18 protein-coding genes are annotated in these 21,781 nt (G+C 76.2%); 12 read left to right on the top strand and 6 right to left on the bottom strand.

Annotation, left to right across the window (positions count from 1 at the left end; translation table 11 throughout):
• Positions 1-214: 214 nt before the first annotated feature.
• Positions 215-1,273, top strand: coding sequence for an NlpC/P60 family protein (locus tag ACFV3R_RS21420; RefSeq protein ID WP_385585234.1), 1,059 nt, complete (start codon positions 215-217; stop codon positions 1,271-1,273).
• A gap of 41 nt (positions 1,274-1,314) precedes the next feature.
• Positions 1,315-2,595 (top strand): hypothetical protein, encoded by a 1,281-nt coding sequence (locus tag ACFV3R_RS21415; RefSeq protein ID WP_385585231.1) that lies wholly within the window; start codon positions 1,315-1,317, stop codon positions 2,593-2,595.
• An 18-nt stretch (positions 2,596-2,613) separates the two neighbouring features.
• Here ACFV3R_RS21415 and ACFV3R_RS21410 read toward each other — a convergent pair whose 3' ends face one another.
• From ACFV3R_RS21410 to ACFV3R_RS21400, 3 genes are all read right to left on the bottom strand, one after another.
• On the bottom strand, positions 2,614-3,891 hold the full coding sequence (locus ACFV3R_RS21410; protein ID WP_385585228.1) for a glycosyltransferase 87 family protein: 1,278 nt from the start codon (positions 3,889-3,891) through the stop codon (positions 2,614-2,616).
• A 404-nt stretch (positions 3,892-4,295) separates the two neighbouring features.
• Positions 4,296-5,438 carry a glycosyltransferase family 4 protein gene (locus ACFV3R_RS21405; protein ID WP_385585225.1) on the bottom strand — a complete coding sequence of 381 codons (1,143 nt, stop codon included), beginning with the start codon at positions 5,436-5,438 and terminating at the stop codon, positions 4,296-4,298.
• 59 nt (positions 5,439-5,497) lie between these two features.
• The gene (locus ACFV3R_RS21400; protein WP_385585222.1) at positions 5,498-7,294 is read right to left on the bottom strand and encodes an AMP-dependent synthetase/ligase; all 1,797 of its coding nucleotides are present in this window, start codon (positions 7,292-7,294) and stop codon (positions 5,498-5,500) included.
• 377 nt (positions 7,295-7,671) lie between these two features.
• Here ACFV3R_RS21400 and ACFV3R_RS21395 point away from each other — a divergent pair, with 377 nt between their 5' ends.
• From ACFV3R_RS21395 to ACFV3R_RS21370, 6 genes are all read left to right on the top strand, one after another.
• Entirely contained in the window at positions 7,672-8,448 is a 777-nt protein-coding gene (locus ACFV3R_RS21395) for a metallophosphoesterase (protein WP_385585219.1), read from the top strand.
• A 233-nt stretch (positions 8,449-8,681) separates the two neighbouring features.
• A complete protein-coding gene (locus tag ACFV3R_RS21390) occupies positions 8,682-9,176 on the top strand; it encodes an SRPBCC family protein (RefSeq protein WP_385585216.1) in 495 nt (164 codons plus the stop codon).
• A complete protein-coding gene (locus ACFV3R_RS21385; protein WP_385585214.1) occupies positions 9,173-10,537 on the top strand; it encodes an ArsA family ATPase in 1,365 nt (454 codons plus the stop codon). The genes ACFV3R_RS21390 and ACFV3R_RS21385 overlap by 4 nt, the downstream gene beginning before the upstream one ends.
• A gap of 200 nt (positions 10,538-10,737) precedes the next feature.
• Complete coding sequence (locus ACFV3R_RS21380; protein WP_385585211.1) at positions 10,738-11,271, top strand: DUF5304 domain-containing protein; 534 nt, start codon at positions 10,738-10,740, stop codon at positions 11,269-11,271.
• Between the two features lie 57 nt (positions 11,272-11,328).
• Positions 11,329-12,270: an ROK family glucokinase gene (locus tag ACFV3R_RS21375; protein WP_385585208.1), complete on the top strand. Its 942-nt coding sequence runs from the start codon at positions 11,329-11,331 to the stop codon at positions 12,268-12,270.
• Positions 12,271-12,378: 108 nt separating this feature from the next.
• Complete coding sequence (locus tag ACFV3R_RS21370) at positions 12,379-13,218, top strand: endonuclease/exonuclease/phosphatase family protein (RefSeq protein WP_385585205.1); 840 nt, start codon at positions 12,379-12,381, stop codon at positions 13,216-13,218.
• Between the two features lie 49 nt (positions 13,219-13,267).
• On the opposite strand, the gene ACFV3R_RS21365 is transcribed toward ACFV3R_RS21370, so the two are convergent.
• Together ACFV3R_RS21365 and ACFV3R_RS21360 are read right to left on the bottom strand one after the other, a co-directional pair.
• Entirely contained in the window at positions 13,268-13,900 is a 633-nt protein-coding gene (locus tag ACFV3R_RS21365) for a hypothetical protein (RefSeq protein ID WP_385585202.1), read from the bottom strand.
• Positions 13,890-14,696, bottom strand: a complete 807-nt coding sequence (locus tag ACFV3R_RS21360) for an alpha/beta hydrolase (protein ID WP_385585199.1) — start codon at positions 14,694-14,696, stop codon at positions 13,890-13,892. The genes ACFV3R_RS21365 and ACFV3R_RS21360 overlap by 11 nt, the downstream gene beginning before the upstream one ends.
• Before the next feature lie 241 nt (positions 14,697-14,937).
• Here ACFV3R_RS21360 and ACFV3R_RS21355 point away from each other — a divergent pair, with 241 nt between their 5' ends.
• The 4 genes from ACFV3R_RS21355 to ACFV3R_RS21340 all read left to right on the top strand — a co-directional run bounded on the left by ACFV3R_RS21355 (position 14,938) and on the right by ACFV3R_RS21340 (position 19,375).
• Positions 14,938-15,744, top strand: coding sequence for a lysophospholipid acyltransferase family protein (locus tag ACFV3R_RS21355; RefSeq protein WP_385585462.1), 807 nt, complete (start codon positions 14,938-14,940; stop codon positions 15,742-15,744).
• A 428-nt stretch (positions 15,745-16,172) separates the two neighbouring features.
• Complete coding sequence (gene macS / locus ACFV3R_RS21350) at positions 16,173-17,399, top strand: MacS family sensor histidine kinase (RefSeq protein WP_385585459.1); 1,227 nt, start codon at positions 16,173-16,175, stop codon at positions 17,397-17,399.
• Positions 17,400-17,449: 50 nt separating this feature from the next.
• Positions 17,450-18,091, top strand: coding sequence for a response regulator (locus ACFV3R_RS21345; RefSeq protein WP_385585457.1), 642 nt, complete (start codon positions 17,450-17,452; stop codon positions 18,089-18,091).
• Between the two features lie 267 nt (positions 18,092-18,358).
• Positions 18,359-19,375 (top strand): 2-hydroxyacid dehydrogenase, encoded by a 1,017-nt coding sequence (locus ACFV3R_RS21340; RefSeq protein ID WP_385585196.1) that lies wholly within the window; start codon positions 18,359-18,361, stop codon positions 19,373-19,375.
• Here the strand turns inward: ACFV3R_RS21340 and ACFV3R_RS21335 are convergent.
• A complete protein-coding gene (locus ACFV3R_RS21335; RefSeq protein ID WP_385585193.1) occupies positions 19,341-21,377 on the bottom strand; it encodes an anthranilate synthase family protein in 2,037 nt (678 codons plus the stop codon). The two genes, ACFV3R_RS21340 and ACFV3R_RS21335, sit on opposite strands and share 35 nt — an antisense overlap.
• Positions 21,378-21,781: the final 404 nt, after the last annotated feature.

Below are 21,781 nucleotides of genomic sequence, written 5' to 3'. Positions count from 1 at the left end.
CCGGGAACCCCCTCGATCGGGGGAATCACGGTATCGCCAGGCTGACAACGGGCCTGGCGGTGACCTGCGGCGTCACCCGCCAGGCCGCATCCGCCGCCCGGTCGCGGGTCTTTGGAGGCGCCGCGTGGCCGCGGCTACTGTCGGCCCGCGCGGCCGCCGCCCGTGTCCGCCCTTCCGGGCGGCAGCGGCCGCAACGGAAGGAGTGCGGCCGACCGTGGTGTCCCATCGCCGTACCGCACAGCCGGGTCCGGTCGTCCCGGCCGGCGTCACCGCCCGCGTCACCGTCCTGTCGGCGGCAGCCGCGACGGCGGCGGCCGCACTGGCAGCCCCGGCCGTCGCCGAACCGGAGGGCCACTCCGCCCGCCGGGAGTCCGCCGCACGCCTCGACGCCCTCTACGAGAAGGCGGAGAGCGCCACCGACGCCTACAACGGGGCGACCGAGCGCGCCCGGCGGCTGCGCGGCGAGGTCAGCCGCCTCCAGGACCGGCTGGCCCGCAGCCAGGACCGCCTGAACCGGCTGCGCGGCAGGCTCGGCCTCGTCGCCGCCGCCCAGTACCGCTCCGGCGGCATGGCCCCCGCGCTCCGGCTCGTGCTGGCCGACTCCCCCGAGAGCTACCTGGAGTCCGCGGCCACCTTCGACCGGCTGGCCGGGGCCCAGGCGGGCCAGTTGCGCGCCGTCCGGCAGACGCAGCGGGTGCTCCTCCAGCAGCACCGGGAGGCCGCGGCGAAGCTGGCGGAGCTGGCGATGAGCCGGCGGGAGGTCGGCCGCGCCAAGAAGGACGTGGAGCGCAGGCTCGCCACTGCCCGCCGCCTGCTGAAGGCGATGAGCCCGGCGGACCGGGCCGCCTACGACCGGGCCTCGCGCACCGGCGACCGCTCCGTCCACCTGCCGGTGCCGCCCGCCGACGGGCCGGTGGCCGGGGTCGGCGGACACGCCGCGGCGGCGGTGGCGGCGGTGCGCGCCGCCGTCGGCCGCCCCTACGTCTGGGGCCGCAACGGCCCCTCCGCCTTCGACTGCTCGGGCCTCACCCAGTGGGCGTACGGCCGGGCGGGTGTCTGGCTGCCCCGCACCTCGCAGGCGCAGCGTGACGCCGGCCGGCACGTCCCGCTCTCCCAGGCGCTCCCCGGCGACCTCGTCATCTACCGGGACGACGCCAGCCACGTGGGGATGTACGTCGGAGGCGGCCAGGTCGTGCACGCCCCCTACCCCGGTGCCCGGGTCCGCTACGACCCGGTCGGCATGATGCCGATCGCCGCCGTGACCCGCCCCTGACCGGCTGCTCCCGCCACCGCACCGGCCGTACGATCTTCCTCGTGGCAGGCCGGCGAGCGGTGCGGTGGGCCCGGCGCGGACCGCGCCGGGTGCGAAGGGCATGCCTGGCGGCGGGCGCCGCCCTGCTGCTGCCGGCGACGCTGGTCTCCTGCGGCGGCGCGGTGACCGCCACCGACGCGGACGCGGGCGTGCAGCGCATGCTCGACGTGCGGGCGCGGGCCGTGCGCGACCACGACGAACAAGCCTTCCTGGCCGGTGTCGACCCCGGGGCCGCGAGCTTCCGGGCCGCGCAGCGCCGCACCTTCGAGCACCTCGCGGCCGTGCCGCTGGCCGACTGGCAGTACCGCCTCACCGACACCGACGCCTTCCCGCTTCCCGCGGGCCGGGGCGAGCGGATCGCCGCCCGGGTCGAACTGCGCTACCGCGTCAGGGGATACGACGCGGCCCCCGTCGTCGCCGTCCAGTACCTCACCCTGGCGCGCCGCGACGGCGACTGGCGGGTGCTCTCCGACACCGACGGCGAGGACAGCGGCAAGGTGTCGATGCGCCAGCTGTGGGACGACGGGCCGGTCAGCCTGGTCCGGGGCCGGCGCAGCCTGGTCATCGGCGCCCGCGGCGAGGACGGCAGGCTGCGGGAGCTGGCACGCCGCACCGACGGGGCGGTGCCCGCGGTCGCCGACGCCTGGCCGGGGCGGTGGAGCCGGCGCGTGGTGGTCGAGGCCCCGCCCACGGTCGCCCGCATGGCGGAGCTGCTCGGCTCCGACCAACCCGCCGGCTACACCGGCATCGCCGCGGTGACCACCGGCGAGGCGGGCGGCTCCGCGCAGGCCCCGGCCGACCGGGTCATCGTCAACCCCGACGCGTACGCGCAGCTCACCGACGCCGGGCGGGCCGTGGTGCTCACCCACGAGACGACCCACGTGGCCACCCGCGCCCGGACCACCGCCTCGACCCCGCTGTGGCTCTCGGAGGGGTTCGCCGACTGGGTCGCCTACCGGCGCACGAAGAACGCCCCGCACACGGCCGCCCCCGAACTCACCGCTGCCGCTGCGGCGCACCGGCTGCCCGGGAAGCTCCCCACCAACGACGACTTCGGCTTCACCCGCAAACCCGACGACCTGGCCCGCGCGTACGAGGGGAGCTGGCTGGCGTGCCGCATGGTCGCCGACGAGTGGGGGGAGCGGAAGCTGACCGGCCTCTACGAGGCGGCCGGCCGCGACTCCGACCTCGACGCCGTGCTGCGCGACCGGCTCCACGTCTCCACCGCCGACTTCACGCGGCGCTGGCGCGCCTACCTGGCGAAGGTCCTCAACTCCTCCTGAGGTCGCGGCCCACCGGCGTCAGCGGGCCGCGACCTCAGGGCCCGGCGCCTCGCTGCTCGGCCCGGGCACGGTGCCGCGCCGCCGCGGGGCGGCCCCCGCCGGCGGCGCCTCGACCGTGGCTGACCACAGCCGGCGGCAGGAGACCACGCACGCCGCCACCAGCAGGCCGTTGCGGACCGCCAGCAGCGTGATGCCGAGCCAGCTGGAGGTGACGACGTCCACGAAGTGCACCGGGAACTCCCAGAACGTCGCCGCGGTCGCCAGCAGGACCAGCACCGCGGAGGGCGACTGCCGGGTGCCGCGCACCGTCAGGGCCGCCGCCGCCAGGCCGACCAGCCAGACCATGTACTGCGGGCTGATGACCCGGCTGGTCGTGGTGAACAGCAGGACGGCGGTGAAGGCGGCGTCGCCGACGGTGGCCGGGGTGAACTCCCGCGCCCGCCACCGCCACACCAGCAGCCAGCCGAAGGCCATCACCGTCAGCGTCAGCGCGAGGTCGCTGACCAGGGGGACCCACGGGCCGAGGAACTCCATGGAGCCGTAGTTGAGCGCCACCCGGCCGCCCCAGCCCGCATGCCGGGCCAGGTGGAAGACGAGCGAGCCGAGCGACTCGACCTCCGTCCCCCGCTCGCCCTGGAAGGTGAGGAACTCCAGCGCCCCCGGCATCGTCAGGGAGAACGCCACCGCCACCCCGACCATGGCGACCAGCGTCATCCCCCACGCCGACCGGCAGCGCCGGCCCCGGGCCACGCCGGCCACCAGCAGCACCGGCCACACCTTCATCGTCGCCCCGAACCCGGCCAGCAGACCGCCGACGCCCGGCCGCCGCACCGCGGCGAGCACCCCCGCCACCGCCACTCCCGTCACCATCACGTCGTAGCGCGCGTAGGCCGTCGGCCCCAGCAGCGGGATGCCGACCACCCACACCCAGGCCCCGGCCGGCCGCCTGCCGGGGCGGCGGCCGGCGTACAGCAGCAGGGCCGTGACGACGGCGTCGGCCAGCAGGCACAGCAGGTAGAACGCGGTCGCGTAGTCGAGGAAGGGCAGCAGGTGGGGCGAGAGGACCGCCAGCGCCGCCGAGGGCGGGTACTGCCAGGTGATGTCGTGCAGCGGGAAGGTGCCGCCGGAGAGCACCTGGCTCCAGCCGCGGTAGATGGAGGTGACGTCCGGAGTGACGTCCTGCCCCGGGACCAGGAGCACCTTGAAGACGGTGAGGACCAGCAGCGTCCGGGTCACCAGCCACAGCGCGACCGGGATGGCCACACCGCCGCGGACCGCGGCGCGGGGCGCCGTCATGCGGGTCGCGCCGCGGTCCGCGGACCGGGCACGGGGGGCGCGGCGGGGCGTGGGGGGCGTGCTCGCGGGCGGCGTCGACGGCATGGGCACCTCGTGGGGGTGGGGTGTCGGTCGGTGGGGCTGGGCGGGCGGTGGCCGGCCGCGCCCGCCGCGTCGCGGCAGGTGGGCCCCAGGCCCTGTCCGGCGGACACGGCCAGGCCGCGGTGACCGCTCTCAGCATGCCCCTTCGCCCGGCGATGCGGCACACGACGTGCCGGTCAGCGGGGTGTGCGGCCACCGGGCGGACCACGCCCCACCCCGCGGGCCGACGCGCCGGACACCGGACGCCCCGGCCCGGCGCCGTCCGCCGGGCCGCGTGCCCGCCCCACTCACGGGGAGGCGCGCACGCTACCGGGCGGGGAATCTCACAGCAGCTCGCGGAGCCGTTCGGCCAGCAGGTCCCAACGCCACCGCTCCTCGACCCAGGTCCGCCCGCGGGTGCCCATGCGGCGGCGCAGTGCGGCGTCGCCGAGCAGGGTGACCAGCCGCTCGGCGGTGGCCGTGGGCGAACCGCCCGGGACCACCCAGCCGGTCTCGCCGTCCAGGACCGCGTCCGGCGCCCCGCCCGAGTCGCCCGCGACCACCGGCAGCCCCGTCGCCGAGGCCTCCAGGTAGACGATGCCCAGGCCCTCGACGTCCAGCCCGCCGCGCCGGGTCCGGCAGGGCATGGCGAAGACGTCGCCGGCCCCGAAGTGCGCGGGCAGCTCCTCCCAGGGCACGGCGCCGGTGAAGTGCACCGCGTCGGCCACCCCCCGGCTCGCGGCGAGCTGCCGCAGGTCCTTCTCGTAGGGGCCGCCGCCCACCACCAGCAGCACGGCGTCGGGATGCGCGGCCAGCACCCGGGGCATCGCCTCGATGAGGGTGTCCTGTCCCTTGCGGCGCACCAGGCGCGAGACGCAGACCACCACCGGGCGCTCCGCCAGCCCCAGCCGGGCCCGCACCTCCTCACCGCCCGAGCCCGGATGGAAGGTCTTCTCGTCCACACCGGGCGGGAGCTGCACCATGCGGCCCGCGGCGGCCGGCGTCAGGGCGCCGGCGATCCGGGAGCGGGTGTACTCACCGAGGTAGGTGAGGGTGTCGGTGGACTCCCCGATGCGGCGCAGCATCGCGCGGGCGCCGGGCAGCTGCGCCCAGCCCGCCTCGTGGCCGTGCGTGGTGGCCACGATCCGGCGGGCCCCCGCGGCGCGCAGGGCGGGCGCCATCAGACCCAGGGGCGCCGCGGCGCCGAACCACACCGAGCGGCAGCCGTGCTCGCGCAGCAGCGAGACGGCGCGGCGGGTCACCCGCGGGGTGGGCAGCAGCATGGTGGTGCGGTCCCGCACCACCGGGTAGGGCTGGTCGGCGTCGAACCGCGCGGTCTCGGCCGCGCCCTCCCGCCCGCGCTTCCAGGTGGAGGCGTAGACGACCACCCGGTCCGGGTCCAGTCGCAGCGCCATGCTGTGCAGGAACGCCTGGATGCCGCCGGGGCGCGGCGGGAAGTCGTTGGTGACGATCAGGGTCTTGTCCATCGTCTGGGCACCCTACCCAGTGCGGTGGTGCACAGGGGCCCCAAGGGGCCGGGCGGGCCTCAGCCCGCGTACAGCGCCTCGATGTCCTCGGCGAAGTCCTTGGCCACCACGCCCCGCCGGAGCTTCAGGGACGGGGTGAGGTGACCGGACTCCTCGGTGAACTCGGCTGTCAGGACGCGGAAGCGGCGCACCGACTCGGCCTTCGAGACGGCCGCGTTCCCCTCGTCCACGGCGCTCTGCAGGGCCGCCAGGAGCTGCGGGTCCTCGCGCAGCGCCGCGGCGCCGGCGTCGGCCCGGTGGCCGTGCTCGCGGGCCCAGTGGGCGAGGAACTCGCGGTCCAGCGTGATCAGGGCGCCGACATAGGGCCTGCCGTCGCCCACCACCATGACCTCCGCCACCAGCGGGTGGGCGCGGATGCGGTCCTCGATGACGGCCGGCGCCACGTTCTTGCCGCCGGCGGTGACCAGCAGTTCCTTCTTGCGGCCGGTGATCGTCAGGTAGCCGTCCGGGTCGAGGGTGCCCAGGTCGCCGGTGCGGAACCAGCCGTCGGCCAGCGCCTCGGCGGTGGCGTCCTCGTTGTTCCAGTACCGGGTGAACAGGTGCTCGCCGTGCAGCAGCACCTCGCCGTCGTCGTCCAGGCGCACCACCGAGCCGGGCAGCGGCAGGCCGACCGTGCCGATCTTCGGGCGCTCGGCCGGGTTCACCGCGGTGGCCGCGCAGGACTCCGTCAGCCCGTACCCCTCCAGCACGGTGAAGCCGATGCCGCGGTAGAAGTGGCCCAGGCGCTCGCCGAGGGGGGCGCCGCCGCAGACGGCGTGGGTGGCCCGGCCGCCCAGGACGGCCCGCAGCCGCCCGTAGACGACCCGGTCGAAGAAGCGGTGACGCAGCCGCAGGCCCAGCGCCGGACCGCGTTCGGTGTCCAGTGCCCGGCTGTAGGCGACGGCGGTCTCCGCGGCCCGGTCGAAGAGCCGGCCGCGCCCCTCCGACTCGGCCTTCGTCCGCGCCGCGTTGTAGACCTTCTCGAAGACCCGGGGGACGCCCAGCAGCAGCGTGGGCCGGAAGGCGGCGAGTTCCTCGGTCAGCTGCCGGGCGTCGGGGACGTGGCCCAGCTTGATCGGCGCCATCACCGAGGCCACCTCCACCAGCCGCCCGAAGACGTGGGCGGCGGGCAGGAACAGCAGGATCGAGGACTCGTCGGTGCGGAACAGCGGCGCCAGCCGTTCGATGGCGTTGCCGCACTCGGCGAAGAAGCTGCGGTGGGTGAGCACGCAGCCCTTGGGGCGGCCGGTGGTGCCGGAGGTGTAGACGATGGTGGCGGGGGAGTCGGCGTCGGCCAGCGCGCTGCGCTCGTCGACCTCCTCGTCGCTGACCGGCGTCCCCTCGGTGGACAGCCGGGACACCGCGTCCTCGTCGATGCACCAGACCTGCCGCAGCTCCGGCAGGCTCTCGCGGACCGAGGCCACGGCCGCCTCGTGCGCGGGGCTCTCCACCACGCAGGCCACCGCGCCCGAGTCGCCGAGGATCCACTGGATCTGCTCGGGCGAACTGGTCTCGTAGACCGGGACGGTCACCCCGCCCGCGCTCCAGATCGCGAAGTCGAACAGCGTCCACTCGTAGCGGGTGCGCGAGAGCAGGCCGACGCGGTCGCCGGGACGGATGCCGGAGGCCATCAGGCCGGCCGCCACGGCACGCACCTGGGCCAGGAACTCCGCCGCGGTGACGTCCCGCCACTCGCCCGCCACCTTGCGCCCCATGACGACCCGGTCGGGCTGGCGGGCGGCGTTGCGGCGGACCAGGTCCGTCAGGTTGCCGTCGGCCGGGACCTCGTACAGGGCCGGAAGGCTGAACTCGCGCAAGACTGCTGCTCCTCGTTGGCGCCGGTGCTCGACGACGCGGTGTGTGGCCGGCTGCGGTCCTCGGTCAGGCAGTGGCTGGACGGCCCGGACGTTACCGAGCGGTACCCCCCGCGGGTAGGGGGACCCCCGAGATGTTCGATGGGTCACAGCGAAAATCGAACGGCCGGGGAGGCGCTGCGCGCACATTAGTCCAGACCGGGGCTGACAGGGAAGTAACCGCAGGTCGGGATGGTGACGCGCGGGTGCCACGCCACCTGGCCCGCCACCGCCGCAAGGGCAGCCCCGGCCGTACGCCCCGTGCCCGCGTGCGCAGCGCCCGCGGCCGGAGCTGAAGCCCCGAAACCACGGGGGACGGGCACACGGCCTAGGCTCGCCCCATGCGCGTGCATGTGGTGAGCGACGTACACGGGAACAGCCGGGACCTGGCGAGTGCCGGGGACGGCGCCGACGCCCTCGTCTGCCTGGGCGACCTGGTGCTCTTCCTCGACTATGCCGACCACTCGCGCGGCATCTTCCCCGACCTCTTCGGCACCGAGCACGCCCACCGCCTGGTCGAACTGCGCACCGCGCGCCGCTTCGAGGAGGCGCGGACGCTGAGCCGCCGGCTGTGGGACGAGGCCGTCGGGCCCGGCGGCGACCGCTCCACCCTCATCGAGCAGGCCGTGCGCCGGCAGTACGCCGCGCTCTTCGCCGCCTTCCCCACCCCCACCTACGCCACCTACGGCAACGTCGACCTCCCGCACCTGTGGCCGGAGTTCGCCGGGCCCGGCACCAGGGTGCTGGACGGCGAGCGGGTCGAGATCGGCGGCCGGGTCTTCGGGTTCGTCGGCGGCGGACTCACCACGCCCATGCGCACCCCCTACGAGATCGGCGACGAGGAGTACGCGGCGAAGGTGGAGGCGCTCGGCGAGGTCGACGTCCTCTGCTCGCACATACCGCCGGACCTGCCCGAGCTCTGCTACGACGTCGTCGCCCGCCGCTTCGAGCGCGGCAGTTCGGCGCTGCTGGCCGCCATCCGCAGGACCCGGCCGCGCTACTCCCTCTTCGGCCACGTCCACCAGCCGCTGGCACCCCGGATGCGGGTCGGCGCGACCGAGTGTGTGAACGTCGGCCACTTCAACTCCACCGGCAGGCCCCTCGTCCTTCAGTGGTGAACGACCGGCCGGGCCCCGGCCACCGGCCGTCACGTGCCCGGCCGCCGTGCCGCACGGTAGCCTTCAGCGGCACGCACGCCGCTTCAGGCGCGGTGGCGCCCCGGGGCCGGCGCCCACGCCGTGCCGGAGCGCCGGGCCGTGCGGCGTGGCCCGCGGCGGCAGCGTCCACGGCCGGCACCAGAGCCCGGGCACGAGCGTGCCACCGGCACCAACTGGCAGGAGGAGTCACGGCGATGGCCGAACACACCAGCTCAAGCATCACGATCGAGGCGTCACCCGCCGACGTGATGGGAGTGATCGCCGACTTCGCCCGCTACCCGGAGTGGACCGGCGAGGTGAAGGAGGCCGAGGTCCTCGCACGGGACGAGCAGGGCCGTGCCGAACAGGTGCGCCTGCTGCTCGACGCCGGGGCCATCAGGGACGACCACACCCTGGCCTACACCTGGAACGGCACCGGTGAGGTCAGCTGGTCCCTGGTGAAGTCGCAGATGCTGCGCTCGCTGGACGGCTCCTACCGCCTCGCGCCCCTGGACGGCGGCGCTCGCACCCAGGTCACCTACCGGCTCACCGTGGACGTCAAGATCCCCATGCTCGGCATGATCAAGCGCAAGGCGGAGAAGGTCATCATCGACCGCGCCCTGGCCGGCCTGAAGCAGCGCGTGGAGTCCGGCGCCGCGGCGGACCGGCCCGGCGAGAGCGGGGGCGGGGACGCCGGCGGCCGTCCGTGACCGCCCACCCGCCGGCCACGCCGTCCACCGGGGCCGGCCCGCGTCCGGCCGCCGACCGGCCCGAACGGACCCCGGGCCACGCTCCCGGCACCCGCATCCTCCTGGTCGCCGGCCTCGGCGGGGCCGGCCGCTCCACCGTGGCCGCCGCCACCGCGCTGGCCGCCGCCCGCCGGGGCCGGCGCACCCTGCTGCTGACGGCCGAGGACGCGGCGGCGACCGGCGCCCTGCTGGGCCTGTCGCCCGGGACCACGGACCTGCCGGACGTCCCGCACCTGGAACTGCGCCAGGTCGACGCCGGCGCCTCCTTCCGGCGCGACCTCCTCGCCCTCCAGGACCAGGCGGCCGGCCTGCTGGACGTCCTGGGCGCGGCCCCGCTGGACGGCGACGAACTGCCCGAGCCGCCCGGCGCCCTCCCGGTCGCCCTGCTCAAGGCGGTGCGCTCCGCCCACGCCGCGGGCCGGCACGACCTCCTGGTCGTCGACCTGCCGCCGGCCGCCGACGCCGTCCACCTCCTCGCCCTGCCCGAGCAGGCCCGCCGCTGGCTGACCCGGCTGCTGCCGCCCGAGCGGCAGGCGGCGAGGGCGCTGCGGCCGGTGCTCGCGCAACTCGCCGGGGTGCCCATGCCCACCCGTGCGCTCTTCGATGCCGCCGCCCGCTGGGAGGCCGAACTCGCCGGCGTGCAGAGCGTCCTGGACGCCGAGGGCACCGGCGTGCGGCTGGTCGCCGAGGCGGGCGGGGCGGTCGCCGAGCGGCTGCGCCCCACCCGCGCCGGCCTCGCCCTGCACGGTCACCGGGTGGAGTCGGTCGTGGTCAACCGCCTGCTCCCCACCGGCTCGGCCGACGCCTTCCTCGGCGCCGCCGCCGACCGCCAGCAGGAGGGGCTCGCCGCGCTGCGGGCCGAACTCGGCGACCTGCCCGTGGCGACCGTCCCCCACCTGGGCCGCGAGCCGCGCGGCGAGGCCGACCTGTCCGCACTCCTCGCCCACCTCCCCGAGCCGCGGCTCGACGCCCCCGGCGCCGCCCCCTCCCCGGCCCAGGTCCCCGCACCCCGCCACGGTGCCCCGGTCACCGGCGAGACCCCGGCGCCCCCCGCCCCCCGGCCCGACCCGTGGCACATCGCCGACCAGCGGTCCGAGGACGGCCTCCTGGTCTACCGGGTGCCGCTGCCGGGCGCGGTGCGCGAGCGCCTGGAGCTGGTGCGCCGCGGTGACGAGCTCGTCGTCACGGCCGGGCCGTTCCGCCGCATCCGCCCGCTGCCCTCCGCGCTGCGCCGGTGCACGGTCGCCGGCGCAGCACTCCGCGACGGCGTGCTGGCCGTGCGGTTCGCGCCGGACGGCGACCTCTGGCCGCAACGGGGCTGAGCAGACGCGGGGGCGAGCCGCGGCGGCGACGGGGTGTCCGGCCGCGACCGCCCGGTGGCCGGACGGCCTCGCCCGACGCGGACACCGGCTGCCCCCCTTCCGGTACCGTCGATGGGGGGCCCTGCGTCGTCGTGGTGGCACCCACCCGGCCCGCTCCCGGCGGGCGGCGGTCCAGCCGTACGAGTCCCACGGAGCCGATCATGAGTGATGCCAAGCAGCGCCCGGCCGACGCCGACGCCTGGGAGACGGCATGCGCCGAGGACCTCGCCGAGGAACGGGCACGGCACCGCGCCCGGGACACCTCCTCCGGCAGCGCGGCCGAGGAACTACGCAAGCTCGCCGAGGCGTTGGGCGACCGGCTCGCCGACATCCAGCTCCCCGCCTCGCTGGGCGGCAAGGCGGCGCAGCAGGCCGTCAGCCACCTCCTGAACCAGGCGAAGTCCGCCGTCGAACCGGTCGTCGAACGCAACCAGGACGTCTTCGGCCACCTCGCCGCCGCCGGCTCGGAACTCCTCGCCGCCTACCGCTCCGTCGTGCGGGAGGGCGAGCGCCGCTGGACCGAGGGCGCCGCCGCCGCACGGCCCGCCTCCGCGCCCCGCCCCGCCGCCGACCAGGACGGAGCCGCCGGCGAGGACGCCGCACCGGACACCGGGAAGCCCGCCGGTGGGCGCCGGGACGACGACGGGGAGAACGGCGGGGAACCGGGCGGTAGTGAGAGGATCGATCTGGACTGACCGCCTCCTCCGGTACGGTGGGTCCCGGCGGGGTTCGAGCGAATAACTGAGGGACACATGGGACTCACCATCGGCGTCGACATCGGCGGCACGAAGATCGCGGCCGGCGTGGTCGACGAGGAGGGCGCGATCCTCGAAACGTGCAAGGTGCCGACCCCGCAGAGCACGACCGAGCTCACCGAGGCCATCGCGGAGGCCGTGAAGACCGTCGGCGCCGACCACCAGGTCGAGGCCGTCGGCATCGGCGCCGCCGGATACGTCGACGAGAAGCGGGCCACCGTCCTCTTCGCCCCCAACATCGACTGGCGCCACGAGCCGCTCAAGGACAACGTCGAGCAGCGCGTCGGCCTGCCGGTCGTCGTGGAGAACGACGCCAACGCCGCCGCCTGGGGCGAGTACAAGTTCGGCGCGGGCAAGGGCCACAGCGACGTCATCTGCATCACCCTGGGCACCGGCCTGGGCGGCGGTGTCATCATCGGCAACAAGCTGCGGCGCGGGCGGTTCGGCGTCGCCGCCGAGTTCGGCCACATCCGCGTCGTCCCCGACGGCCTGCTGTGCGGCTGCGGCAGCCAGGGCTGCTGGGAGCAGTACGCCTCCGGCCGCGCCCTGCTGCGCTACGCCCGGCAGCGCGCCTACGCCACCCCCGAGAACGCGCAGATCCTGCTGGGGCTCGGCGACGGCACCGTCGAGGGCATCGAGGGCAAGCACGTCAGCGAGGCCGCCCGCCGCGGCTGCCCGGTGGCCGTCGACTCCTTCCGCGAGCTGGCCCGCTGGGCCGGCGCCGGCCTCGCCGACCTGGCCTCCCTCTTCGACCCGGCCGCCTTCATCGTCGGCGGCGGCGTCTCCGACGAGGGCGAGCTGGTCCTGGAGCCCATCCGCAAGTCCTTCCGCCGCTGGCTGGTCGGCAGCCAGTGGCGCCCGCACGCCCAGGTCCTCGCCGCCCAGCTCGGCGGCAAGGCGGGCCTGGTGGGCGCCGCGGACCTGGCGCGCCAGGGCTGACGCACACCAGGGCTGACGCACCTCGGGCGGCCCGCCGCCCACCTGTGATGCCGGGTACGGTACCGTCCGTGCCCGGCATCAGCCGTCTGCGCACTTCAGGAGAACGCCTTGCCCGAAGCCACCGGTGACCGTCCCTCCCAGCAGCCGGGGGCCCCGCGGCCCGGCGGCGAACGACCGGCCGACGACGGGACGTCTGTCGCGGTGCGCGTCCTGAGCTACAACGTGCGCTCGCTGCGCGACGACCGCGCGGCCCTGGCACGGGTGGTGCGGGCCTGCGCGCCGGACGTGCTCCTGGTCCAGGAGGCGCCCCGCTTCTTCCGCTGGCGCAAGGCCGCCGCCCGGCTGGCCCGCGAGACCGGCCTCTACCACGTCACCGGCGGCGCCACCGCCTGCGGCCCCATGGTCCTCGCCGACCTGGGCGCCCACGTCGAGCACACCGAGGACGTACTTCTGCCCCGCACCCCCGGGCTGCACCGCCGGGGCCTGGCCACCGCCGTGCTGCGCGTGCGGGGCGCCCGCCTGGGCGTCGCCAGCTTCCACCTGAGCCTGGCCGCGGCCGAGCGCCGCTCGCAGGCCCGGTCCCTGCTCGGGCACCTGGAGCGGTGGCGCACCGAGGGCGTACCCGCCGGTGTCCGCCGGCCCGGCGCCACCGTCCCGGTGCAGCACGCCGTGGTGGGCGGCGACGTCAACGAGGGGCCGGCCGGACGGGCGTTCCGAAGCCTCGCCGAGGACCTCACCGACGCCTGGGCCGCCAAACAGTGGGGCGGGGAGCACACCAACCCCGCCGCCGCACCGCGGCAGCGCATCGACGCGGTGTTCACCACCCCGGACGTGGAGGTGCTGGCCTGCGGCGTGCCCCGCGAGGTGCCGGGGGTGCGGGAGGCGGACCTGCGGGCCGCCAGCGACCACCTGCCGGTCCTCGCCGACCTCCGGGTGCCCATGGGGTGAGGGACCGGGCCCGGCGGCCCCCGGGTGCCGGGGACCGCCCGCCGGGGCGTCAGACGACGGCCCCGCCGCCCGGCCGGTGGTCCTCGTCGTCCTCGTCACCGGGGTTCATCCGGGCCACGAGCGTCGCGAAGCCGCCGAGGAACCCCCCGACGCCCAGCACGGTGACGTACCAGGTCACCGGCTGCTGCAGCAGCAGCATGACGACGAGCAGCAGCGGGCCGCCCAGGACGGCGAGCCAGGCGAACCTGGCCGTGGTGTCCACCGGGGGCAGCGGGGGCGGCTCGGGCGGCACGAAGTGGCCCTCGTCGTCCTCCTCCGTCTCGTCGGCCGCCTTCCGCGGTCGGGCGCCGGGGCCCACGCCGGGCGCGTAGACGACGAAACTTCCCGGCCGCACCGGCGGGCGGGGGCCGGCCGGGGGCTCGGCGCCGGCCTCGGAGGAGGGCTTCTCCTGCTCCTGCGGTGTGCCGGCCGAAGCGTCCTGCGGCGGCGGTGGGGGCCCCTCGCCCGCCGGTTCGCCGTGCACCTCGCCCTCCCCGCCCTCCGGGGCGCGGGGCCCGGTCGCCGCCTTGGGGCCGGTGCCGGCCGGTACGTCGTCGGGGAAGGCGGGCGCCTCGCCGTAACCGGCGACGATCTGCGCCCAGGCCGCCTCCTCGTCCAGGGGTTCCCCCTGGTCAGGAGCCACCGCCGGCCACCCCCCGGGCACCGTCCGCGCCGACCCGGGAGGGCGCGCCGCCACCCGAGTGCCGGGCGATGAAGGCCTCGCTGTCGGCGAAGATCTTCCCGGCGTCGTGGTCGAGCGTCGCCACGTGGTAGCTGCGCTCCAGCAGGACGTGGCGGACCTGCGAGGAGGAGACGCGGCCCAGCACCCGCTCGGAGTCCGACGGCGGCACGACGTGGTCCTGCGGGCTGGTCATCACCAGCAGGGGCTGCGTCACGCGCGGCAGTTCGCCGTCGACCAGCTGGAAGAACCGGCGCAGCGAGTGCGCGGCGTGCAGCGGGGTGCGGTCGTAGCCGATCTCCGGGGCGTCCGGCCTGGCCACGTCGTTGGTGATGCCCTTCACCGAGCGGACCAGGTGGCGCAGCACCGGCAGCAGCGGGGCCGCGGCGTCGTGGACCCGGATGGCCGGGTTGACCACCACCACCCCGCTGACCGCGTCGCCGTGACGGGCCGCCAGCCGCAGCGCGAGGGCGCCGCCCATCGACAGCCCGCAGACGAAGACGTGCCGGCACCGCTCGGTCAGCTCGCGCAGCGCGCGGTCCACCTCCGCGTACCAGTCCTGCCAGGTGGTGGTCTGCATGTCCTCCCACCGGGTGCCGTGACCGGGCAGGAGCGGCAGACTCACGGTCATCCCCCGGTCGGCCAGGTGCTCGGCCCAGGGGCGGACGGACTGCGGGGAACCGGTGAAGCCGTGGCACAACAGGACGCCGACGTCCCCGCCGTCGTGGCGGAACGGCTCGGCTCCGGGAAGGAGCGGCACCGGGAGACTCCGATCGTGAAGAGGGCGTGGTGGGGTAACGGGAAGCCTACGCCGGGCCACCGTCATCCCGACAGGTCGAACAGCGCGGAGGCCCGGGAGCTTCCCGCCGCCCGCCGACCCCGAGCGGGACCCGGGCGCCCCCGGAGGCGACCGGGTGGTGGGCGGTCGCGGCGGGCAGGCGGCCCGGCACGTTATCGTCATGGCGGCACACACAGGAGGACCTCGGTTGATCTACGGCGCTATGAAGTACTCCCTGGGGAGCACGCTGAAGCTGGCCTTCCGCCCGTGGGTGGAGGGGCTGGAGAACGTGCCCGCCGAAGGGGCGGCGATCCTCGCCAGCAACCACCTGTCCTTCTCGGACTCCTTCTTCCTCCCCGCCGTCCTGGACCGCAAGGTCACCTTCATCGCCAAGGCCGAGTACTTCACCTCGCCCGGCGTCAAGGGAAAGCTGACGGCGGCCTTCTTCCGGGGCGTGGGCCAGCTCCCGGTGGACCGCTCGGGCGCCCGGGGCGCCGGCGAGGCGGCGATCCGCAGCGGCCTGGAGGTGCTGGCGCGCGGCGAGCTCTTCGGCATCTACCCCGAGGGCACCCGCTCACCCGACGGCCGGCTCTACCGGGGCAAGCCCGGCGGACTGGCGCGGGTGGCGCTGGCGAGCGGCGCCCCCGTCATCCCGGTCGCCATGATCGACACCGAGAAGGTGCAGCCGCCCGGCACGGTCGTACCGAAGATGATCCGGCCGGGCATCCGCATCGGAAAGCCGCTGGACTTCAGCCGCTACCACGGCATGGAGGGCGACCGCTTCGTCCTGCGCTCGGTCACCGACCAGGTGATGTACGAGATCATGAAGCTCTCCGGTCAGGAGTACGTCGACATCTACGCCACGGCTGCCAAGCGCCAACTGGCCGAGGCCGCCAAGAAGCAGGCGGCGGAGAAGGCGGAGAAGCGCACCGGCCGGACCGCCCCCGGGGAGGGGACGCCGGCCGGGACGGACACACGCGAGGGGGACCGGGCACCCGCCAGGGACTCCGAGGGGGAAACGGGCGCCTGAGCGACGGCGCCGGAAGGGGGAGAGTCGGCGACATGGGGGAGCAGGGGGAGGCCGACCGCAGGCCACCGCGGGGCGCGCACCGCGCCACGTCCGGCGGTCCGGCGGGCGGGGGTGCCCGTCTGCCGGACCGTCGACGCCCACCCGGCGCCGGTCCGCTGCCACCGGAGACACCGGGCCCCGCCCCGCTGCCGCCCGAGGTGCAGGCCGCGACCGGCCCCGGGCCCGGCCCGGCCGAACCCGCCGCCCGCCGCCGGGACTCCCGCCGCCGAGGCCCCGGCCGGCCCGCCGCGCCCCAGGACCCGCCGCCCGCCGCCGCGGCCGGGGACGGCCAGAGCGCCGGCGACGTCCGCACCCCCGGTGACGGCCCCGCCGCCGACGAGGCCCCGCAGCGGCCTGCCGCGGAGCGGCGTCCGCTGCGCCTGCTGCACATGTCCGTCGAGGCGCCGCTGTGGCGGGCCGTCACCGGCTACCGCATCCTCACCCTCCTGTGGGCACTGGCCCAGTTCGCCTGGTCCTACGACACCTACTCGCGCCCCTGGCTGGCCACCGCCTACATGGTGGTGCTCACCGGGTGGACGGCTGCGACCTGGCGACGCGTCACCGGCCCGGAACGCTGCACGCCCGCCTTCCTCGCCGCCGACCTGGGCGTCGCGCTGGCCGGGATCGGCCTCACCGTCGCCGTCGAGACGCGGGCGCAGATCCTGGACGGCGTCCCCACCCTCCCGACCATCTGGACCGCCGGCACGGTGCTGGGCTGCGCCGTCAAGGGCGGCTGGCGCTGGGCCGCCCTGGCCTCCGCGCTGGTCGCCGCCGCCAACCTGGCCGAGCGTCAGGAGTGGGCCCGCGACACGCTCAAGGACGTCCTGCTGGTCTGGGTGGCCAGCGTGGCGATCGGCTACGTGGTGGAGGTCGCCAGGGCCAGTGAGCGCACACTGGCGCAGGCCCTCCAGATAGAGGCGGCCACCAGGGAGCGGGAACGGCTGGCCCGCGGCATCCACGACAGCGTCCTGCAGGTGCTGGCCATGGTGCAGCGCCGCGGCGCCTCGCTCGGCGGGGAGGCCGCGGAACTCGGCCGGATGGCGGGCGAGCAGGAGGTCGCGCTGCGCACCCTGGTCTCCGGCGCCCTCCCCACCAGGCCCCCCGAGGCCGGCCGGTACCCCGGCCCCGCGCCGCGGCGACCGCTACCACCCGGGACACCGGCCTTCGCCGGCGGGCAGGAGGCAGCCGGGGAGCCGGTCGACCTGCGCACCCTCCTCGCCCCGCACGCGGGCGCCACCGTCACGCTCGCGGCCCCCGGGACGCCCGTGGTGCTGCCGGGGGCCGCGGCCGCGGAACTGGCGGCGGCGGTGGGTGCGGCGCTGGACAACGTACGGGTCCACGCCGGACCCGGCGCACACGCCTGGGTCCTCCTGGAGGACGAGCCCGAGAAGGTCGTGGTGACGGTTCGCGACGACGGGCCCGGCATCCCCGAGGGCCGGCTGGCGGACGCCGAGCGCGAGGGCCGGCTGGGCGTCGCCCTGTCCATCCGGGGCAGGCTGCGGGACCTCGGGGGCAGGGCCGAGTGGCTCTCGGTCCCGGGGCAGGGAACGGAAGTGGAACTGTCGCTGCCGCGGGCCGCCGGGCCCGACGGGCGGCGGGGGAGGACCGAGTGGTGAACGAGGGGCAGCCGCAGGAGCGGGCCGGACAGGCCCGGGCCGTGCGGGTGATGGTGGTCGACGACCACCCCATGTGGCGGGACGCGGTCGCCCGGGACCTGGCGGCAGCCGGTTTCGAGGTGGTGGCCACCGCGGGTGACGGCCCGCAGGCGGTGCGCCGGGCGCAGGCCGCCGCCCCGGACGTGCTGGTGCTGGACCTCAACCTGCCGGGCCTGCCGGGCGTCGAGGTGTGCCGCCGGCTGGTGGACTCGCTGCCCGCGCTGCGGGTGCTGGTGCTCTCCGCCAGCGGTGAGCACGCCGACGTCCTGGAGGCGGTGAAGTCCGGGGCCACCGGCTACCTGCTGAAGTCGGCCAGCACCGAGGAGCTGGTGGCCGCGGTCGGCCGCACCGCCGAGGGCGACCCGGTGTTCACGCCCGGCCTGGCCGGCCTGGTGCTGGGCGAGTACCGGCGGCTGGCGGCCGACCCCGCCCCGGCCGGGACCGAGGAGGCGGGCGCGCCCCGCCTCACCGACCGGGAGACCGAGGTCCTGCGCCTGGTGGCGAAGGGGCTGTCCTACCGGCAGATCGCCGAGCGGCTGGTCATCTCCCACCGCACGGTTCAGAACCACGTGCAGAACACCCTGGGCAAGCTGCAGCTGCACAACCGGGTCGAGCTGGTGCGCTACGCCATCGAGCGGGGCCTGGACGGATGACGGCGCCCCCCGCCCGCCGGCCCGGCACCGTGCCGGCGCCTGCCGCCGTCCGGGCGCACGGCCGGCGGCGTCCCGGGGCGGGTGCGGGCGTCGCTCCGGGCGCTGCGCCCCACTCCGGTGCGGCATATATTCCGTGGTGACCGTTTCGCTCATCTGATCCGGGCGGGCGGCCACCCCGCAGCGTGGCCGCCGGAGCAGGGGAGGCGCGGCGCAGGTGCGCCGTCCTCCGGCCGCGCCGCCGCGCCCGGGACCGACCGGGAGCAGCGCGTGGAGATCATCGCCTTCGGGGTGCAGCGGGACGAGAAGCCGCTGCTGGAACGGGCCTTCGCCGGCCGCCACCAGGTCCGGAGCCTGGACGTCCGCCTCAACCGGGACACCGCACCCATCGCGAGCGGCTACGAGGTCGTCAGCCCCGGCGTCAACGCCGACCTGGCGGCGCCCGTGCTCCAGGAACTCGCGGCCGGTGGGACGCGGATGATCGCCCAGCGCTCGACCGGCCACAACAACATCGACCTCCAGGCCGCCGCCGACCTGGGCCTGACCGTCAGCCGGGTGGCCCACTACTCGCCCCACTCGGTGGCCGAGTACGCCTGGGCGCTGGCCGGTGCGGTCAACCGCCACCTGGTCCGGGCGGCCGACCGCACCCGCAACTTCGACTTCCGGCTCGACGGACTCATGGGCCGGGACTTCCGCGGCCGCACCGCAGGCGTCGTGGGCACCGGACGCATCGGTGAGGCCTTCGCCAGGATCGCCCACGGCTACGGCATGGAGCTGCTCGGCTGGGACGCCGCGGCGAACCCCGCCTGCGAGGCGCTGGGCATGCGCTACGTCGGCCGTGACGAGCTCTTCTCCCGCTCCGACCTGGTCAGCCTGCACGTTCCGTTGGCCGAGGACACCCGGCACCTGGTCGACGCCCGGACGCTGGCGCTGATGAAGCCCGACGCCCTCCTGGTCAACTCCGGCCGCGGCGCCCTGGTCGACACGTCAGCCCTCGTCGCGACGCTCAAGGCGGGCCGGCTGCGCGGCGTGGCGCTGGACGTCTACGAGCAGGAGGCCGGCCTCTTCCACCTCGACCGGTCACTGGACGTCCTCCTCGACGACACCCTCGCCCGGCTGACGACCTTCCACAACGTCCTGGTCACCTCCCACCAGGCCTACTTCACCGAGGACGCGGTCGGCCAGATCGTCGAGGCGACGGTCCGCAACGTCGAGGACCACCTGGCCGGCCGCGTCCCGCGCGACGCCCTGGTCACACCAGAGCGCCCGCCAGCAGCCGAGCGGTGAGGGCGGCCCCGTCCAGGGTCAGCACCGACTCCGGGTGGAACTGGACGCCGGCGAAGCCCGGGCCGCGCAGCGCGTGGACGTCACCGCTCGCCGGGTCCCGGCTCAGCTCCACGCCCTCGCCGGCCAGCGCCGCGGCCACTGCCTCCTCGCAGCGGGCGGTGAAGGTGTTGTAGAAGCCGACGGTCTCCGGGCGGCCGAAGAGGTCGACGCGCTCCTGGGTGCCCTGGAACGGCACGTCCTTCGCCGCGATCGCCATGCCCAGCTCGGCGGCGATCAGCTCGTGCCCCAGGCAGACCCCCAGCAGGAAGGCCCCGCCCGGGGCGGTCCCGCCGCCCTGCCGGTGCCCGGCCAGCAGCCCGGCCGCCAGTGCGCGCAGTCCGCGGATCCGCGGGTCGGCGGTGTTGCGCGGGTCGCCGGGGCCGGGGCCGAGCACCACCGGCCCCGGATGCGCCAGCGCCGCCTGCCGCAGTCCCGGCTCGTCGTGGCGGCGGACGGTCACCGCCAGCCCCGAACTGCGCAGCAGGTGCGCCAGCATCGCGGTGAAGGTGTCCTCGGCGTCGACCACCAGCGCGTGCCCGCCCGGCCCCGGGCCGCCGGCGTCCCCCTCGGTCCGCATCCGCAGCCAGAACGGGGCCAGACCGGCGCGCCGGCCGTCCAGCGCGGCCCGCACCCGCGGGTCCTCGCCCAGCCGGGGCAGTGGCGCGCCGGCCGGGCGGTCCGGTGCCGGGAGCACGCCCAGCGCGGTGAGCACCCCGGCCGCCTTCGCGTGGGTCTCGGCGGCCTCCGAGGCCGGGTCGGAGCCCCGCACCAGGGTGGCGCCCACCGGCAGCCGCAGCCGTCCGCCGGCGTCCACGTCCGCGGTGCGGATGAGGATGGGGGAGTCCAGGGTCTGGGCGCCGCCGGCGTCCCGGCCGAGCAGGGCCAGCGCGCCCGCGTAGTAGCCGCGGGCCGTGCCGTCCGCGCCCACCGGCTCGTGGCGGTGGATGACGCGGCAGGCGTTCTGCACCGGCGAGCCGGTGACGGTGGCGGCGAACATCGTCTCGCGCAGCACCTCCCGCACGTCCAGCGAGGACCGCCCGCGCAGCTCGTACTCGGTGTGCGCCAGGTGCGCCATCTCCTTCAGCCGCGGGCCCACCACCACCCCGCCCTCCTCGGCGACGGTGCACATCATCTTCAGCTCCTCGTCGACCACCATGGAGAGCTCCTCGGTCTCCTTGCGGTCGGCCAGGAAGGCGAGCAGCCCTTCGGCAGTGGGGCCCTGCGCCGGATAGCGGTAGGTCCCGCTGATCGGGTTCATCACCACCGTCGACCCGCTCATCCGCACGTGGACCTCCGGGCTGGCCCCGACCAGCGTGCGCAGCCCCGGCCGGTGCACGACGAACGTCCAGTAGGCGCCGCGCTCACCCTCCAGCAGCCGCCGGAACAGTGCCAGCGCGTCGGCCGCCCCGAAGCCGGGGATCTCGCCGCCCCAGGTGCGGCGGACGACGAAGTTCGCCCCCTCGCCCCGGCCGATCTCCTCGCGCACCACCCGCCGGACGACCTCGGCGTAGCCCTCGTCGTCCAGGTCGAACCCGCCGTCCACCACGCGCACCGGGTGGCGGGGCAGCGCGGCCAGCACGTCCGCCAGGGGCAGGGCGTGCCGCTCGCGGGGCACCAGGACGGCGAGCGGGGTGCCGTCGTCGGGGGCGTCGAAGCCGCGTTCGCGGATCTGCCGGAACGGCACCAGCGCCAGCGCGTCGGTCACCGGGCGGCCGGGCGCACCGTGGCCGAGCGGGATGTCGGCGAGTCGCTCCACCTCGGTGACCTCGCCGACCAGCACCTCGACCAGGTCCTGCGCGGCGGTGGCGCCCGGAAGGCGGCGGCGCAGCAGGGCGAAGGGCGGGGCGTCGGCGGCGAGCAGGCGTGCCACGAGGGCCGCGGCGGCCCACGGGCCGCCCTGCTCACCCGGGCGGGGAGCGGGCGGGGCGGTGGGCTCGGGCGTGGTGGCGGGGACGTGGTGCATGGGCGGGTTCCTTCCGTGCTGCCCGGTGAGGGCTGGGGGAGGGAACGGCCGCCGGACACGACGAAGGCCGCCCCTCGGGGCGGCCTTCGCGAAGATTCTCCGGTCCTCGTGGACCTACGCGCGATCAGTGGGCCGCCCAGGAGCGGTCCACCACCAGTTCATGACGTTCGGTCGCGCGTACACGCCGCACACCCTACCCGACGGCCTGCGGAGGCAGCCGGGGCGACGCCGCCGCCCCGGGCCGGCGCGGCACGGGGTGTGTCTCACACTGCGGCCACCGGGCCTGACCGCCCACGACACCCCTTAGGGCAAGGCCGTGAAGTTAAGGCTCGGGAAGGCAAACGCGTGGGGACTGATCTGGTGTGATCCGGGACGTGAGAAGCGGAGCCCCGGTAGAACTGGCA

Origin of the sequence: Streptomyces sp. NPDC059740, assembly GCF_042733155.1 — a bacterium.
Classification (GTDB): Bacteria; Actinomycetota; Actinomycetes; order Streptomycetales; family Streptomycetaceae; genus Streptomyces.
Note: the sequence above shows the minus strand (reverse complement) of the source record. Positions and strands in the feature narration are given on the sequence as shown.

Bases quoted from the DNA above. Each gene is read 5' to 3' on its own strand.
- ACFV3R_RS21390 (WP_385585216.1), top strand. From the start codon at position 8,682: ATGGCCGAACACACCAGCTCAAGCATCACGATCGAGGCGTCACCCGCC.
- ACFV3R_RS21395 (WP_385585219.1), top strand. From the start codon at position 7,672: ATGCGCGTGCATGTGGTGAGCGACGTACACGGGAACAGCCGGGACCTG.
- ACFV3R_RS21380 (WP_385585211.1), top strand. From the start codon at position 10,738: ATGAGTGATGCCAAGCAGCGCCCGGCCGACGCCGACGCCTGGGAGACG.
- ACFV3R_RS21375 (WP_385585208.1), top strand. From the start codon at position 11,329: ATGGGACTCACCATCGGCGTCGACATCGGCGGCACGAAGATCGCGGCC.
- ACFV3R_RS21405 (WP_385585225.1), bottom strand. From the start codon at position 5,438: ATGGACAAGACCCTGATCGTCACCAACGACTTCCCGCCGCGCCCCGGC.
- ACFV3R_RS21345 (WP_385585457.1), top strand. From the start codon at position 17,450: ATGGTGGTCGACGACCACCCCATGTGGCGGGACGCGGTCGCCCGGGAC.
- ACFV3R_RS21410 (WP_385585228.1), bottom strand. From the start codon at position 3,891: ATGACGGCGCCCCGCGCCGCGGTCCGCGGCGGTGTGGCCATCCCGGTC.
- macS (WP_385585459.1), top strand. From the start codon at position 16,173: ATGTCCGTCGAGGCGCCGCTGTGGCGGGCCGTCACCGGCTACCGCATC.
- ACFV3R_RS21335 (WP_385585193.1), bottom strand. From the start codon at position 21,377: ATGCACCACGTCCCCGCCACCACGCCCGAGCCCACCGCCCCGCCCGCT.
- ACFV3R_RS21355 (WP_385585462.1), top strand. From the start codon at position 14,938: ATGAAGTACTCCCTGGGGAGCACGCTGAAGCTGGCCTTCCGCCCGTGG.